The organism is Actinacidiphila epipremni (assembly GCF_012034175.1).
GTDB classification, from domain to species: Bacteria; Actinomycetota; Actinomycetes; order Streptomycetales; family Streptomycetaceae; genus Actinacidiphila; species Actinacidiphila epipremni.
In genome coordinates this window covers 84,243-99,670 of sequence record NZ_JAATEJ010000021.1, presented here as the reverse complement: position 1 = coordinate 99,670, position 15,428 = coordinate 84,243, and the positions used below count along the sequence as shown (strand labels likewise).

At 74.6% G+C, this 15,428-nt stretch carries 16 protein-coding genes; 11 read left to right on the top strand and 5 right to left on the bottom strand.

Annotated features, from left to right (window positions below):
- Positions 1–39: 39 nt before the first annotated feature.
- A complete protein-coding gene (locus HCN08_RS35665; protein WP_322974637.1) occupies positions 40–1,287 on the top strand; it encodes a GH12 family glycosyl hydrolase domain-containing protein in 1,248 nt (415 codons plus the stop codon).
- A 75-nt stretch (positions 1,288–1,362) separates the two neighbouring features.
- On the opposite strand, the gene HCN08_RS23820 is transcribed toward HCN08_RS35665, so the two are convergent.
- Complete coding sequence (locus tag HCN08_RS23820; RefSeq protein WP_322974636.1) at positions 1,363–2,949, bottom strand: alpha/beta hydrolase; 1,587 nt, start codon at positions 2,947–2,949, stop codon at positions 1,363–1,365.
- 701 nt (positions 2,950–3,650) lie between these two features.
- Here HCN08_RS23820 and HCN08_RS23815 point away from each other — a divergent pair.
- Positions 3,651–4,130, top strand: a complete 480-nt coding sequence (locus HCN08_RS23815; protein ID WP_167985268.1) for a C40 family peptidase — start codon at positions 3,651–3,653, stop codon at positions 4,128–4,130.
- 37 nt (positions 4,131–4,167) lie between these two features.
- On the opposite strand, the gene HCN08_RS23810 is transcribed toward HCN08_RS23815, so the two are convergent.
- On the bottom strand, positions 4,168–4,599 hold the full coding sequence (locus HCN08_RS23810; protein WP_167985267.1) for an ATP-binding protein: 432 nt from the start codon (positions 4,597–4,599) through the stop codon (positions 4,168–4,170).
- A 273-nt stretch (positions 4,600–4,872) separates the two neighbouring features.
- Between HCN08_RS23810 and HCN08_RS23805 the strand changes: the two genes are divergently transcribed.
- Both HCN08_RS23805 and HCN08_RS23800 read left to right on the top strand, forming a co-directional pair.
- The gene (locus tag HCN08_RS23805) at positions 4,873–5,742 is read left to right on the top strand and encodes a helix-turn-helix domain-containing protein (RefSeq protein ID WP_167985266.1); all 870 of its coding nucleotides are present in this window, start codon (positions 4,873–4,875) and stop codon (positions 5,740–5,742) included.
- 12 nt (positions 5,743–5,754) lie between these two features.
- Positions 5,755–5,997, top strand: coding sequence for a DUF397 domain-containing protein (locus tag HCN08_RS23800; protein ID WP_167985265.1), 243 nt, complete (start codon positions 5,755–5,757; stop codon positions 5,995–5,997).
- Between the two features lie 60 nt (positions 5,998–6,057).
- On the opposite strand, the gene HCN08_RS23795 is transcribed toward HCN08_RS23800, so the two are convergent.
- On the bottom strand, positions 6,058–7,227 hold the full coding sequence (locus HCN08_RS23795) for an 8-amino-7-oxononanoate synthase (protein WP_167985264.1): 1,170 nt from the start codon (positions 7,225–7,227) through the stop codon (positions 6,058–6,060).
- Positions 7,228–7,447: 220 nt separating this feature from the next.
- Here HCN08_RS23795 and bioB point away from each other — a divergent pair, with 220 nt between their 5' ends.
- The 3 genes from bioB (at position 7,448) to bioD (ending at position 10,814) form a co-directional block, all read left to right on the top strand.
- Positions 7,448–8,653, top strand: a complete 1,206-nt coding sequence (gene bioB / locus HCN08_RS23790) for a biotin synthase BioB (RefSeq protein ID WP_167985325.1) — start codon at positions 7,448–7,450, stop codon at positions 8,651–8,653.
- On the top strand, positions 8,646–9,986 hold the full coding sequence (locus HCN08_RS23785; protein ID WP_167985263.1) for an adenosylmethionine--8-amino-7-oxononanoate transaminase: 1,341 nt from the start codon (positions 8,646–8,648) through the stop codon (positions 9,984–9,986). The genes bioB and HCN08_RS23785 overlap by 8 nt, the downstream gene beginning before the upstream one ends.
- Positions 9,987–10,082: 96 nt before the next feature.
- Positions 10,083–10,814 (top strand): dethiobiotin synthase, encoded by a 732-nt coding sequence (gene bioD, locus HCN08_RS23780; protein WP_167985262.1) that lies wholly within the window; start codon positions 10,083–10,085, stop codon positions 10,812–10,814.
- A 59-nt stretch (positions 10,815–10,873) separates the two neighbouring features.
- On the opposite strand, the gene HCN08_RS23775 is transcribed toward bioD, so the two are convergent.
- Both HCN08_RS23775 and HCN08_RS23770 read right to left on the bottom strand, forming a co-directional pair.
- Positions 10,874–11,251, bottom strand: coding sequence for a fic family toxin-antitoxin system, toxin component (locus HCN08_RS23775; RefSeq protein ID WP_167985261.1), 378 nt, complete (start codon positions 11,249–11,251; stop codon positions 10,874–10,876).
- A complete protein-coding gene (locus HCN08_RS23770) occupies positions 11,248–11,475 on the bottom strand; it encodes an antitoxin (protein WP_167985260.1) in 228 nt (75 codons plus the stop codon). Before HCN08_RS23770 ends, HCN08_RS23775 begins: the two co-directional genes overlap by 4 nt.
- 106 nt (positions 11,476–11,581) lie before the next feature.
- On the opposite strand from HCN08_RS23770, the gene HCN08_RS23765 reads away from it, so the two are divergent.
- The 4 genes from HCN08_RS23765 to HCN08_RS23750 all read left to right on the top strand — a co-directional run bounded on the left by HCN08_RS23765 (position 11,582) and on the right by HCN08_RS23750 (position 15,368).
- Positions 11,582–12,010: a GNAT family N-acetyltransferase gene (locus HCN08_RS23765; RefSeq protein ID WP_206319153.1), complete on the top strand. Its 429-nt coding sequence runs from the start codon at positions 11,582–11,584 to the stop codon at positions 12,008–12,010.
- A 124-nt stretch (positions 12,011–12,134) separates the two neighbouring features.
- Positions 12,135–13,466 carry a hemolysin family protein gene (locus HCN08_RS23760; protein WP_167985258.1) on the top strand — a complete coding sequence of 444 codons (1,332 nt, stop codon included), beginning with the start codon at positions 12,135–12,137 and terminating at the stop codon, positions 13,464–13,466.
- On the top strand, positions 13,463–14,479 hold the full coding sequence (locus HCN08_RS23755; RefSeq protein ID WP_167985257.1) for a hemolysin family protein: 1,017 nt from the start codon (positions 13,463–13,465) through the stop codon (positions 14,477–14,479). The genes HCN08_RS23760 and HCN08_RS23755 overlap by 4 nt, the downstream gene beginning before the upstream one ends.
- A gap of 163 nt (positions 14,480–14,642) precedes the next feature.
- Positions 14,643–15,368 carry a dienelactone hydrolase family protein gene (locus HCN08_RS23750; protein WP_167985256.1) on the top strand — a complete coding sequence of 242 codons (726 nt, stop codon included), beginning with the start codon at positions 14,643–14,645 and terminating at the stop codon, positions 15,366–15,368.
- Positions 15,369–15,428 lie beyond the last annotated feature (60 nt).

Here is a 15,428-nt window from a genome sequence, read left to right as displayed (position 1 = left end):
CGTGGCGGACAGCCCTGCCCGGCGATCGAAAGGATCACCGTGCCCAGATCCCGATTCCGACCCCGTTCCCTGCCGCGACCGCACCGCGTCATCGGCGCGGCGGCGGCGCTGGTGGCCGCGCTGCTGCTGGCCGCCCTCTCCCTGAGCGGCGCGCCGTCCGCGTCGGCCGCGACCACCCTCTGCGACCCGTTCGGCAGCACGAAGGTCTCCGGCGGCAAGTACGTCGTCATGAACAACGAGTGGGGCGACTCGATCCAGCAGTGCATCAACGTCAGCGACGACGGCTTCGCCGTCACGACGGGCAACCACAACGTCAACGGCGGTGCGCCGGCGGCGTATCCGGCGATCTACGCCGGCTGCCACTACGGCAACTGCTCCAGCGGCAACGGCCTGCCGCTCCAGGTGTCGGCCTTCGCCAACCCCACCTCCAGCGTCAACTTCAGCACCGCGGCCGGCAACTGGGACGCCAGCTACGACATCTGGTTCGACTCCAGCCCCAACCCGGCAGGGCAGAACAACGGTGAGGAGATGATGATCTGGGCCAACCACTCCGGCCCGCCGCAGCCGTTCGGCAGCCGGGTCGGCACCGTCTCGATCGAGGGCGCCGCCTGGGACGTCTGGTACGGCAGGCAGGGCAGCAGCCCGGCATGGAACACCGTGTCGTACGTGCGCCAGCAGCCGGTCAACGCCCTCACGGTGAACCTCAAGGACTTCACCAACGACTCGGTGAACCGCGGCTACATGCAGCGGGCCTGGTACATGACCAGCGTCCAGTTCGGCTTCGAGCCGTGGGTCGGCGGCCCGGGGCTGGCCGTCAACTCCTTCTCGTACGACGCGAACGGCAGCGGCACCAGCGGCGGCGGCACCGGCGGGTCGACCGGCGGCACGGGCGGCACGCCCGGCACGGTCGTCGGGCAGCAGAGCGGGCGGTGCGTGGACGTGCAGGGCGGCGGCCCGGCCGACGGGACGCCCGTGCAGCTGTGGGACTGCTCCGGCAGCGGCAACCAGCAGTGGACCCGCGGCGGCGGCACGCTGGTCAACCCGCAGTCGGGCAAGTGCCTGGACGTCTCCGGCGGCAGCACGGCGGACGGGGCCAAGGTCCAGCTGTGGTCGTGCAACGGCACCGGCGCCCAGCAGTGGCAGGTCAACGCCAACGGCACGGTGACCAACCCGCAGTCCGGCAAGTGCCTGGACGCGGCCGGCTCCGGCAACGGCGCGCTGCTGCAGATCTGGGACTGCTACGGCGGGGGCGGCACCCGGCCCAACCAGGTCTGGACGCTGCGCTGACACGGCGCCGGCCCGCACCCGGTGGCGGGGTGCGGGCCGGCGGCCTTCAACGCGGCGCTGGTGCGGCGGTGCCGGTTACGGCACGGGGGCGGCGTGCGGTCCGCACACCACGTCGTGCCGGTCGAGCGTGCCGTGCAGCAGGTAGTCGTCGACCCGTGAGTTGATGCAGGCGTTGACGAGGTTGGTCACGCCGTGCGAGCCGGCGCCCTGCTCGGTGATCAGCCGCGAGCCGGCCAGCCGGCGGTGGGTCTCCACCGCACCGGAGTACGGGGTGGCCGCGTCGTTGGTGCTCTGCACGATGAGCACACCGGGCAGCCCGCGGTGCGAGCGCACGTCGACCGGGGTCTGCTGGCGCACCGGCCAGGTGGCGCACGGCAGGTTGAACCAGGCGTTGGACCAGGTCAGGAACGGGTACTTCGCGTTGAGCGCGGTGTTGTCCCGGTCCCACTTCTGCCAGCTGGTCGGCCACTTGGCGTCCGTGCACTCCACCGCGGAGTAGACGGCGTTGCCGTTCTCCCCGGTGGTGTTGCCCGCGGTGTCCGACGGGTCGGGGGCCGCGGCGTCCAGCAGCGCCTGGGTGTCACCGGCCTCGTACTGGCTCCACACGCCGGCCACGGTGGCCCAGGTGGAGTCGTAGTACGGGGCGTTCTGGAAGAAGCCCAGCAGCTCGTTGGGGCCGACGACACCGCCGATCGGGTGCGCCTTGGCGCTCGCGCGCAGCGCCTCCCACCGGGCCTCGACCTGGGCGACCGTCGTGCCGAGGTGGTAGACGGAGTCGTACTTCGCGACCCATGCCTGCCAGTCGGCCCAGCGGTTCTGGAAGGCGATGTCCTGGTCGAGGTTGTTCTGGTACCAGATCTGGTCGCGCGCGGGGTTCACGACGCTGTCGATGATCATCCGGCGGACGTGCGCCGGGAAGAGGGTGGCGTAGACCGAGCCGAGGTAGGTGCCGTAGGACACGCCCAGGTAGTTGAGCCGGTCCTGGCGCAGGGCGGCGCGGATGACGTCCAGGTCGCGCGCGGTGTTGGGGGTGGTCATCTGGGAGAGCATCGCGGCGCCGGTGCGCTCCAGGCAGCCGGCCGCGTACTCGGCGGCGAGCTTGCGCTGGGCCTGCTTGTCGGCGTCGCTGTCCGGCACCGGGTCGGCCTTGGGCGCCTTGGCGTACTCGGCCGGGTCCTGGCAGGAGATCGGGGCGGAGTGGCCGACGCCGCGCGGGTCGAAGCCGACGAAGTCGTACGCCTTGGCGGTCTTCGTCCACAGCGCCGCGGAGGTGGTGCTGCGCACCGGGAAGCGCAGGCCGGAGCCGCCGGGGCCGCCGGGGTTGTAGAGGAGGGCGCCCTGGTGCTCGGCCTTGGTGCCGGTGCTGACGGCGCGGTCGACGGCGAGCTCGATGGTCGCGCCGAACGGCTTGCGGTAGTCGACCGGGACGGTCACCCAGCCGCACTGCACCGGGGCGGCCAGGCCCCAGTCGGCCGGGCAGTCCGCCCATGCCACTCCGGTGCGCCAGGCCGCGGCGGCGGCGACGGCCTCGCCGACCTGCTCGGGGACGGACACGGCGGCCGGGCGGCTAGGGCGCGTGGTGTGGGCGGTCGCGGCCGGGGCGGCGGCGATGGCTCCGGCGACAAGGGCGCCGGTGGAGACGAGCACGATGGTGCGTCTCACGTCGAAACTCCCCCTCTCTCCCGTGGTTTTGTGACCACGGTGATCACTGTGACCAGATGCGAATCCTTTCCCTTGCGCATGTGCGGTGAACAGGCCACGCGGGTGATTCTTCATCAAAGCGTGATTTCACACCGGTGTTGACCCGGCGTTGACCCGGACGTTCCGGGTGACGGGCCGTCAGCCGGCCCGTGCGCCCGCGGTGCCCGGCGGCGGCGCGCCCGGCCCCCGGTTCGGCCGAACGCCGGCTCAGCCCATTGGAGGAGCGCCCGGCCGGCGCGGGCCGGCGGTGCGGTTGCGCGGGACTGCGCCCGCCGGGCGCCAACCGCGCAGGTCACAGGGTTCGCCCCGGAGAAAATCAACCCGGCCGGCCTAACACCGCCACCCGGACGGAGCAAACGTGATGAGCCTCACATAGGGCGTTTCTCGCCGGGCGCGGGCGTGCCGGGTGGGTCACGATCCGTGGTGACGACAAGCCCCCGCCGCCGTGGCGGGGCGGTCCGCACGGACGCCGAGTCCCGCCGGCGTGCGGATGCCAGGTCGACTCGAGTGCAACGGCGGGAGCGGAGGACCCAGGCACGGCGGGGCGGGCACCGAGCACTTCGGGCCGCCCCTTGGGGTGAAGCCGCGACACGCGGCCGGGCATCTTCGCCTGCTCGAACCCGACAGGTCATCCTTCGCAGGCCGACGACGAAGGGTTGCGCATGACCGCGCCTGTCGCTCTGTCCGCCCGTCTGTCCCGTCTCGGGGCCGCCTCCGTCCTGACCGCCGCGGCGGTGGCCGTGCCCTCGCTGCTCCCGGGCGCCGCCCAGCAGGCCGAGGCCGCCACGCTGGCCGCGAAGGCCCTCGGCGTCGCGGCGTCCAAGAAGGGCTCCCCCTACCAGTGGGGCGCCACCGGCCCCAACCGCTTCGACTGCTCGGGGCTGACGCTCTACTCCTTCAAGCAGGCCGGCCGCAAGCTGCCGCGCACCGCCGCCGCGCAGTACGGCAGCACCCGCCATGTCAGCGCCGCCACACGCCGGGTCGGCGACCTGGTCTTCTTCCACAGCGGCTCGTCCGCGTCGTCCGTCTACCACGTCGGCATCTACGCCGGCGGCGGCAAGATCTGGCACGCCCCGAAGACCGGCGCGCGGGTGCGCCTGGAGCGCATCTGGACCCGCAGCGTGTGGTACGGCCGGGTCTGACCCGGCGCCGCCCCCGCGCCCTCCCGGCGACGTCCGGTCAACTGACGACCGGTACCGCCCACGGGAGGGTGATCCAGACGGTCTTGCCGCCGTCGGGGGTCGGGGCGACACGCAGCGAGCCGCCCGACTCGGCGGTGAGGTGCCCGACGATCACCATGCCCCGCCCGTTGTCCTGCTGGGCGGGGACGGTGGACTGCCGGGGCCAGCGCGGATGGCTGTCGGTGACGCCGATGTGCAGATGCTCGCCGTGCTCCAGGCGTACGTCGACGGTGAACGTCGGGGACATGCCGGAGGTGTGCAGGACGGCGTTGGTGGCCAGTTCCGAGACGATGAGGCGGACGGTGTCGAGCGCGGTCGCCGCGAGGGGCAGGCCCCATTCGGCGAGCACCCCGCACACGTACCGCCTGGCTGTGGTCACCGACGCGGGTTCGCTCGGCAGAGTGACGGATGCTTCCTGAAGATCTGCCATGGCGACGCTTCCCTTTCCCGCCGTGACCTGGCTCCGGCACGCGATCGCGCCCGCACGGGGCGGAATTGGGCCGCCTCGCCTGCGCCGGGTTCGCGCCAGAATGACACTCATCGTGCCGCCAATGCGGCTGCTGCGCAGGGCCTTGCATATATCTGTCGCTCGAATCGGTGAACTCTGCTACGTGAGAACGCACTTGGTCGGCAGACTGTCGTATCGGGTGAATAGGGCGGCACGCGCGGAGGGCGGGCCGCACACCGAGGAGGCGCGAAGACGATGGAACGAGTGCCCGCCGTACGCCGGCGCAGACTCGGCGCGGAATTGCGCCGGTTGCGCGATCTCGCAGGACTCACCAGCGGCGAGGCCGCCGCGCGGGCCGGCTGGCACCAGTCGAAGGTCAGCCGGATCGAGACCGGCCACAGCAGCGTACGGGCCGAGGACGTCAACCTGCTGCTGGACATCTACGCGGTGCGCGACCGCGATGTGCGCGACCTGCTGTGCACCCTCGCCGGCCACGGCCACCAGCGCGGCTGGTGGCACGACTTCCGCGAGGTGCTGCCGGTGGAGTACCGGGACTTCATCAGCCTGGAGACCGGTGCGAGCCGGGCCAGGTCGCTGGAGACCAGCGTCGTGCCTGGCCTGCTCCAGACGCCCGGTTACGCGCTCGCGCTGACCCGGGACGTCATGCCGCAGCTGTCCCCGCGCGAGGTGGCCGCGCTCGTCGACGTACGGATCGCGCGGCAGGCGGTGCTGCACCAGGACCCGCCGCTGGAGCTGGCGGCGGTGCTGGACGAGGCGGTGCTGCGGCGCTGCGTGGGCGGGCCCGAGGTGATGGCCGGTCAACTGCGGTGGCTCGCACAGGCGGCCGAACTGCCGCAGGTTTCCCTTCAGGTGCTGCCATTTGCCGCGGGCGGGCACATAGGGGTGACGGGTTCTTTCGTCATCTTCTCCTTTCCGCGCATTGCGGATCTGGACGTTGTGGTTCTCGACCATCTGACGGGTAGTCTCTGCGTCGATCGGAAAGAGGACATCGCCGCTTACACAGCCGCGTTCGCCCGATTGTGCGATCGCGCGCTTCCGTGTGCGGAATCCGCTGCGCTGATCGCGGGAATCGGGGAGGAGTTCTCGCGACTGCCCGCGGCGTGACAAGGAGGCACCATGACTGCACCGTCCCCGTCCATTGCCCACGTGAGGTCCAGCCTTGAGCTGGGCGCCGTGGCCTGGCGGCGCAGCAGCCACAGCACGGCGGCGAACAACTGCGTCGAGACGGCGGGGCTGCCCTCCGGGCAGGTGGCGGTACGGGACTCGAAGGACGTCACCGGCCCCGCGCTGCTCTTCCCCGAGGGGGCGTGGGGCTCCTTCGTCCAGGCGCTCGCCACGGGCACGCTCGCGGCGCGGTAGCGCGCCGGCACCGCATGTGTGCCGGGTCCGCGGTCCACCGCGGGCCCGGCACACGTGTGTTCAGCGGGCGCCGGCGGGGGCGGTGGCCGCGACGGTCGCGATCGCCGAGGCGATCTGCCCCTGCGTGAGGGCCGCGTTGGCGGTGATCCGCAGCCGGGAGACGCCGTCCGGGACGGACGGCGGGCGGAAGCACCCCACGGCCAGGCCCGCGGCGCGGCAGTCCGCCGCCCACCGCACGGCCGCGGCGGGCGAGGGGGCACGGACCGAGACCACGCAGGCGTCCGGGGCGGTCGCGTCCAGGCCCTCGGCGGTCAGCCCGCGGTGGAAGGCGCGGGCGGCGGCGAGCGCCCGGCCGGGGCGCTCCGGCTCGCGGCGCAGCAGCCGCAGCGCGCCGAGGGCGGCGCCGGCGGCGGCCGGGGCGAGGCCGGTGTCGAAGATGAACGTCCGTGCGGCGTTGACCAGATGGTCGATCACGGCGGCGGGGCCGAGGACCACTCCGCCCTGTGCGCCGAGCGACTTCGACAGCGTCGCCGTGCACACCACGTCCGGCGCGCCGGCCAGCCCCGCGCCGTTGGGGGCGCCGCGCCCGCCGGGGCCGAGGACGCCGAGGCCGTGGGCGTCGTCGAGCAGCAGCGCGGCGCCGGACGCGCGGGCCGCGGCGGCCAGGCCCGCGAGCGGCGCCGCGTCGCCGTCGACCGAGAAGACGGTGTCGCTCACGACGACCGCCCGCCCGCTGTGCCCGGCGAGCACCTTGCGGACGGCGGCCGGGTCGGCGTGCGCGGTGACCTCGGTGCGGGCCCTGGACAGCCGGCAGCCGTCGATGAGCGAGGCGTGGTTGGCCGCGTCGGACACCAGCAGGGTGCCGGGCCCGGTGAGCGCGGTGACCGCGGCGAGGTTGGCGGCGTAGCCGGAGGCGAGCACGAGGGCGGCCTCGAAGCCGGTGAAATCGGCCAGTTCCGCTTCGAGTCCGGCGTGCAGCGCGGTGCTGCCGGTGACCAGCCGGGAACCGGTGGCCCCGGCGCCCCACCGGCGGCACGCCCGCGCGCCGGCCTCGGTGACCTCGGGGTGCCGGGTCAGGCCCAGGTAGTCGTTGCCGGCCAGGTCGAGCAGGTCGGACTCCGCCGGGCGCGGGCGCAGTTCGCGGTGCAGCCCGGCGGCGGCGCGGGCGGCGGCCTGCTCCGCGATCCAGCCGAAGGGGCCGTGCGGCGCGTCGGGCGGTGTGCTGGTCACGGCGGTCGGTCCCCCAGGGGTCGGCGGGTCTTCGGTACGGCGGCGCGTTCGGTCGGTACGGCTCCAGGTGGGAGGCTACGGCGGGCTCCTCGCGGGGCGTCCCCCTGCAACGTACTGGCCCGCAATCGTGCACAGGGTGTGGTGATGCACACACCCCGGGCCACCGGTGTTGTGCGGTCCGTCATTGGCCCGGGGAGTGCGGGTGCGCGAGTATCCCCTCATGGACCTGCTGACCACTGTGCTGACCACTCTGGTGGACAAGGGGCTGCGCCGCGAGCAGCCCACCCGCGAGGAGGCGCTGGCCGTGCTGGCGAGCGCCGACGACGACCTGCTGGACGTGGTGGCCGCCGCGGGCCGGGTGCGCCGCCAGTGGTTCGGCCGCCGGGTGAAGCTCAACTACCTGGTGAACCTCAAGTCGGGGCTGTGCCCCGAGGACTGCTCGTACTGCTCGCAGCGGCTCGGCTCGAAGGCCGACATCCTCAAGTACACCTGGCTCAAGCCCGAGGAGGCCGCCGCGGCGGCGAGCGCCGGGGTGGCGGGCGGCGCCAAGCGGGTGTGCCTGGTCGCGAGCGGGCGCGGGCCCACCGACCGGGACGTGGAGCGGGTCTCGCGGACCATCGCCGCGATCAAGGAGGGCAATGAGGACGTCGAGGTCTGCGCGTGCCTGGGCCTGCTGACCGGCGGTCAGGCCGAGCGGCTGAAGGAGGCCGGCGCGGACGCGTACAACCACAACCTCAACACCTCCGAGGGCACGTACGGGTCGATCACCACGACCCACACGTACGCCGACCGGGTGGACACCGTGCAGCGGGCGCAGGCGGCGGGGATGTCGGCGTGCTCGGGGCTCATCGCGGGGATGGGCGAGAGCGACGAGGACCTGGTGGACGTGGTCTTCGGGCTGCGGGCGCTGGACCCGGACTCGGTGCCGGTGAACTTCCTGATCCCCTTCGAGGGGACACCGCTGGCCGAGCAGTGGAACCTCACCCCGCAGCGGTGCCTGCGGATCCTGGCGATGGTCCGCTTCGTGTGCCCGGACGTGGAGGTGCGGCTCGCCGGCGGGCGCGAGGTGCATCTGCGCGCGCTGCAGCCGCTGGCGCTGCACCTGGCCAACTCCATCTTCCTGGGCGACTACCTGACCAGTGAGGGCCAGGCCGGGCAGGCCGACCTCGACATGATCGCCGACGCCGGCTTCGAGGTGGAGGGCGCCGGTACGACGACGCTGCCCGCCCACCGCACGGACGCGGCGCCCGGGGTGTGCGGGGCGCACGACGGGGGCTGCGGCGGCTGCGCCGACACCGCGTGCGCCGGCGGGCACACCGCCGGGGCCGCGCGGGCGCAGGAGGCGCCGGCGGTGCCCGGGGCGCGGACCGACCTGGTCGCGGTGCGCCGGCGCGGCGCGGGGACGGACCTGCCGCCCAATGCCTGAGCCCGCGCCGACGGCCGGGTACGGCGCCGCGGGCGGCCCGCTGCCGCCGCGGGTGCTGCTGGACCTGGACCGCGAGCACGTCTGGCACCCGTACGGGCCGATGCCCGGCCGCCAGGAGCCGCTGGTCGTGGCGTCGGCCGAGGGGGTTCGGCTGCACCTGGCGGCGCCGGCCGAGGGGCGCCGCGAACTCGTCGACGGCATGTCGTCGTGGTGGTCGGCGATCCACGGCTACCGGCACCCGGTGCTGGACGCCGCGGTCCGCGACCAGCTGGGGCGGATGAGCCATGTGATGTTCGGCGGTCTCACCCATGAGCCGGCGGTGCGGCTCGCGGCGCGGCTGGTGGAGATCACGCCGGAGCCGCTGCGCCATGTCTTCCTCGCCGACTCCGGTTCGGTGTCGGTCGAGGTCGCGGTCAAGATGTGCCTGCAGTTCTGGCGCTCGCGCGGCCGGCCGGCCAAGCGGTGGCTGCTGACCTGGCGCGGCGGCTACCACGGCGACACCTGGCAGCCGATGTCGGTGTGCGACCCGGACGGCGGCATGCACCACCTGTGGTCCGGTGTGCTGCCCGAGCAGGTCTTCGCCGACGCGCCGCCGCCCGGCGTGGACGCCGGCGTGGACCCGGCCTACGCCGCGCACCTGCGGGAGCTGGTCGCCCGGCACGCCGACGAGCTCGCCGCGGTGATCGTGGAGCCGGTGGTGCAGGGCGCGGGCGGCATGTCCTTCCACGACCCGGGGTACCTGCGGGTGCTGCGGGAGGCGTGCGACGAGCACGGGGTGCTGCTGGTCCTCGACGAGATCGCCACCGGCTTCGGGCGTACCGGGGCGCTGTTCGCCGCCGGCCACGCCGGGGTCAGCCCCGACGTGATGTGCGTCGGCAAGGCGCTGACCGGCGGGTATCTGTCGATGGCGGCGGCGCTGTGCAGCACGGCCGTCGCCGAGGGCATCTCGGGCGGCGAGGTGCCGGTGCTGGCGCACGGGCCGACGTTCATGGGCAACCCGCTGGCCGCGGCCGTCGCGGGCGCCAGCCTGGACCTGCTGCTCGGCCAGGACTGGGCCGGCGAGGTCAAGCGGATCGAGGCGGGGCTGCGCGACGGGCTCGCGGAGGTCGCGGGGCTGCCCGGGGTGCGGGACGTCCGGGTGCTCGGCGCGATCGGCGTGGTGCAGCTGGACCATCCGGTGGACATGGCGGCGGCGACCCGGGCGGCGGTGCGCGCCGGGGTGTGGCTGCGTCCCTTCCGCGACCTGGTCTACACGATGCCGCCGTATGTGACGGGCGACGAGGACGTGGCGCGGATCTGCGCGGGCGTGCGGGACGCGGCGCTCGCCGGATGAGCGCGGTGAACGGGGCGTCCTGGGGCAGATGCCACCAGGCGGCGCCCGCCCGGCGCGGGCCCGGGCGGGCACGACACGAGGAACGGAGCGATTCCCATGGCCATCGTGGTCATCACCGGTACGGGTACCGAGGTCGGCAAGACGATGACGACCGCCGCGGTGGCCGCCGCGTCGCTGGCGCAGGGGCTGAGCGTGGCGGTGCTCAAGCCCGCGCAGACCGGCGTCGCCGAGGGCGAGCCGGGTGACGCGGCGGAGGTGGCGCGGCTCGCGGGCCCGGTGACGGCGGTGGAGCTGGCCCGCTATCCCGAGCCGCTGGCCCCGGCGACCGCCGCCGCCAGGTCGGGGCTGCCGACGGTGGGGCCCGAGGAGATCGCGGAGGCCGCGGCGAAGCTGGCCGCGGTGCACGACGTGGTGCTGGTCGAGGGCGCCGGCGGGCTGCTGGTGCGCTTCGACGCGAAGGGGTCCACGCTCGCCGACGCCGCCGCGCTGCTGCGGGCCCGGGTGCTGCTGGTGGCGCAGCCGGGCCTGGGCACCCTCAACGCGACGGCGCTGACCGCCGAGGCGCTCAAGTCCCGCGGTGTCCACTGCTCGGGGGTCGTCTTCGGCTCCTGGCGCGGCGACCCGGACCTCGCCGAGTGCTGCAATGTCGCGGACGTGCCGCAGATCGCGGGCGCGCCGCTGCTCGGGGCGCTGCCGCAGGCGGTGGGCGCCCTCTCCCCCGCGGCCTTCCGCGCCGCCGCGCCGGAGTGGCTGGCGCCGCAGCTGGGCGGGACATGGGACGGCGAGGCCTTCGCGCAGGTGTACACGCCGCCGCCGTTCAAGGCGTAGCCCCCCGCAGGCACACGGTACGGGTCCCGGGCGTGCGGCGGCCCGGGACCGTACGCCGGTCAGGCCGTGACGGTCCAGGCGCGCAGTTCGTCGGCGATCCGGCCGACGCTGATCGAGCCGTCCTTGATCAGCCGGGCCAGGTCGCGGACCTGCTCCGGGGTGGTCGCGACCCGCCGGCCGCCGGCCACCAGATAGGCGTAGGCGACGGCGGACGCGAACAGCGCGTTGGAGCGCTCCAGGGCGGGGATGTGCAGCAGCAGCTGGAGCAGGGCGGCGGCGCGGGTGTGGTCGTCGGGGTAGACGGGCACGCCGAATATCTCGGCGTCGTGCCGGCCGACCGCGGCGACGAGCGCGCCCCAGTCGGTGACCTGGGGGTCGCCGGGGGTGTTGTGCTCGGCGACCATGAGCAGCCAGGCCAGGTCGATGCTCAGGCTCAACGCGCGCCCGCATCCTTCCCGCCGAACTCCTCGGCGAAGATCTCCTCGTAGTCGCGCATGAAGTCGGCCGCGGCCTGCACGAACGCCCGGCCGCTCTCGCCCTCGTCCCGCTGGACCAGTTCCTCGATGTAGCGGTTGACGCTGATGCCGCGCTGCGAGGCGCGTTCCCGCGCGGTCTCGGCGGTGGCCACGTCCACCCGTACGTTCAACTGGGTCTTCGGCATCCCTCTACGCTAGCGCCGTGGCGCTAGTAGCGGCAAGGCCGGGGGGCCCGTCTCGTATGGCGGAATCCCCGGCGGGGGCCCGCGCGCCGCTGGTGGGATGCCGGGTATGGACGAACCGCAGATCAGGGCCGCCGGGCCCGCCGACGTGACCGGTGTACTGGCCTTCTGGACGGTCGCCGCCGAGGGCATCAGCGTCAGCGACCACGAGGACGGCGTACGCCGGCTGCTCGCCACCGACCCGGGCGCGCTGCTGCTCGCCGAGCTCGACGGGAAGCTGGTGGGCACGGTGATCGCCGGCTTCGACGGCTGGCGCTGCCACCTCTACCGGCTGGCCGTGCACCCGGACGCGCGCCGCCGGGGAATCGGGCGGGCGCTGCTGGACGCGGCCGAGGCGCGCTTCACGGCGCTGGGCGCGCCGCGGTGCGACGCGATCGTGCTGGAGACCAATGTGCGGGCCCACCACATGTGGCGGGCCGTCGGCTACGCGCCGCAGGAGCAGTGGCGGCGCTGGTCGAAGCCGCTGCGGCCGGCCTGAGGCACGCCGGATGCGCGCCGGACGCGCGCCGTGTACGGGCTGGATACGCGCCGGACACGCGCGGTCCGGCGCGTGCTGCGCGCGGGCGGCGGGCCGGTGGCCGATCATGGGACGGAGGTGTCCGATGACCGAAGCGCTGCTCCTGCTGCTGGCCCTGCTTCTCGCGCTGGCCTGCGGCGTCTTCGTCGCGGCGGAGTTCTCGCTGACCACGATCGAGCGCGGGGAGCTGGAGCGGGCCGCGCGCGACGGTGAGCGGGGCACGGCGGCGGCGCTGGCCGGGGTGCGGTCGCTGACCGTCCAGCTGTCCGGCGCGCAGCTCGGCATCACGGTGACCGGTCTGATCATCGGCATGCTCTCCCGCGGCTCGATCGCCGAGCTGCTGCGCGGGCCGCTGCGGGCCGCCGGGCTCGGGGCCGGGGCGGCGGCCTCGCTCGCGCTGGTGCTGGGCACGGCGGCCTCGACGGTGGTGCTGATGGTGGTGGGCGAGCTGGTGCCGAAGAACTGGGCGATCGCCCGTCCGCTGCCGGTCGTCAAGGCCGTCGCGGGCCCGCAGCGGGCCTTCACCGCCGCTTTCGGGCCGCTGATCCGGCATCTGAACAACACCGCCAACCGGGTGCTGCGCCGGATCGGCCTGGAGCCGGCCGAGGAGCTGGCGTCGGCGCGCGGCCCGCAGGAGCTCAAGGCGCTCGCGCGGCACTCGGCGCAGGAGGGCGCGCTGGAGCCGGACGCCGCCGAGCTGTTCGTCCGCACCCTCGGCCTGGCCGACCTCACCGCGCAGAACGTGATGACGCCTCGGGTGCAGGTCACCGCGCTGGAGGCGGCGGCGACCGCCGCGGACGTCGCCAACGCCACCCGGGCGACGGGCCTGTCCCGCTTCCCGGTCTACCGCGGCAGCCTGGACGCGGTGATCGGCACCGTCCACATCAAGGACGTGCTCGCCGTGCCCGCCGCCCAGCGGATCCGCACACCGGTCACCGAGCTGCTCAAGGACGCGCTGCTGGTGCCCGAGTCGCTCGCCGTCGACCGGCTGCTGGACCGGCTGTCGGGCTCGCGGGCGATGGCGGTGGTCATCGACGAGTACGGCGGCACCGCCGGGGTGGCGACGCTGGAGGACATCGTCGAGGAGGTCGTCGGCGAGGTGTGGGACGAGCACGACCCGCGGCAGCGGCCCGACCTGCTGGTCGTCGGCGAGCACCCGGACGGCCGGCGCACGTACGAGGCGGACGGCGCGACGCGGACCGGCGACGAGGTGGAGCGGATCGGGCTGCGGGTGCCGGAGGGCCCGTACGAGACGCTGGCCGGGCTGGTCGCCGACCGGCTGGGCCGGATCCCGGTGCGCGGCGACACCGTGCGGCTGGACGGCTGGCTGCTGGAGGTGCTGGACGCCTCGGGGCACCGGGCGGCCCGGGTGCGGCTGGTGTCGCCGCCGGACGGGTGGCAGGGGCCGCCGGCATGACGGTCGTGCAGGTGCTGGTGGGGCTGCTCACCCTGGTGGTGAACGCCTTCTTCGTCGGGGCGGAGTTCGCGATGATCTCGGTGCGGCGCGACCAGGTCGCCGGCGCCGCGGAGGACGGCGACCGGCGGGCGGTACGGGTGGTGTGGGGTCTTGAGCACCTGGCGCCGCTGCTGGCCGCGGCGCAACTGGGCGTCACGGCCTGCACGCTGGTGCTCGGCATCGTCGCGGAGCCGGCGATCGCGCACCTGCTGGAGCCGGTGCTGCACGCGGTGGGCGTGCCGGACGGGACGATCCACGTCATCGCCTTCGTGGTGGCGCTGGCGCTCGCGACGTATCTGCACATGCTGTTCGGCGAGATGGTGCCGAAGAACATCGCGCTGGCCGACCCGGTGCGCTCGGCGCTGCTGCTGGGGCCGCCGCTGGTGGTCTTCACCCGGGCGCTGCGTCCGCTGATCTTCGGGATCAACGCGCTGGCCAACGGCTGCCTGCGGCTGCTGCGGGTGGAGCCGCGCGCGCAGGTCGTATCGGTCTTCTCCGACGACGAGCTGGCGCGGATGGTGGCCGACGCGGGCGCGGCCGGGCTGCTGGGCGGCCGGGCCACGCAGCGGCTGCGGGAGGCGCTGGAGCTGGGGCGGCGGCCGGTCGGCGAGGTGGTGCTGCCGGCCGAGGAGGTGGTGCGCGCGCCGCTCGGCATCACCCCGGACGAGCTGGAGCGGCTGGCCGCGCGCTCGGGCTTCTCGCGCTTCCCGGTCGCCGACGGCGGCGGGCGGGTGCTGGGCTATCTGCACGTCAAGGACGCGCTGGACGCCGAGCCGCGGGACGCCGCCTTCCCGCGCTCGGCGCTGCGGCCGATCACCCGGGTGGACGCGGCGACCCCGCTGGACGACGTGCTGACCGCGATGCGGGCGGCCAGCGCGCACCTGGCGGCGGTGGTGGACGCCGAGGGGCGCGGGGTGGGGCTGGTCACCATGGAGGACGTGCTCAAGCAGCTGGTCGGCCCGGCCCGCGGCTGACGGACCGTTCCTGCGGGCCGGCGGGCCGTCCGCGTAAGAGGCGGCCGGTGACCCGGCCGGGCCGGGCAGCGCCGCGGCGTACCCGAGCCGCCGGGGACACGGGCTTCTGCCGGCCGCAGAACACCGGCCCCACCGGGCCCGGCGCTCACTACAGTCCGGGCTCATGACGACGGTGACCACGCGCGTGGTCGAATACCCGGCCGACGGCCTGACGATGGTCGGCCACCTCGCGCTGCCGGCCGGTGCCGGCCGCCGGCCCGCGGTCCTGATCGGCCCCGAGGGGGTGGGGCTCAGCGACGTCGAGCGGCGCCGGGCCGACGCGCTCGCCGAACGGGGATACGTGGCGCTGGCCTTCGACCTCCACGGCGGGCGCTATCTGGGCGACCCCGAGGAGATGCTGGCCCGCTGCATGCCGCTGCTCGCCGACCCCGGCCGGATGCGCGGCATCGGCCACGCGGCGCTCGACGTGCTCCGCGCCGAGCCGCGGACCGACCCCGACCGGATCGCCGCCGTCGGCTTCGGCACCGGCGGCGCCATCGCGCTGGAACTCGGCCGCGACGGCGCCGGCCTGCGCGCGATCGGGACGCTCAACGCGCTGACCACGGGCCGGCCGGGCGAGGCGGCGCGCATCCGCTGCCCGGTGTGGGCCGGCGTCGGGTCGGAGGACCCGATCATGGGGCCCGCACAACGGGACGAATTCACCGCCGAGATGCAGGCCGCGGGCGTCGACTGGCGCCTCGTGGTCTACGGCGGCGCCCTGCACGCCTTTTACCACCCACCGGTCGACCACCCCACGGTCCCCGGCGTCGGCCACCACCCCCGGCACGCGCAGCGCGCCTGGCGCGACCTCGTCGGCCTGCTCGCCGAGTGCCTGCCCCTCGCCGAGTGACCTGCCGCGCTACCGCGACCCCGGACCGGGCCCCGCGCTTCCTGGGAACGCCAGTACCAG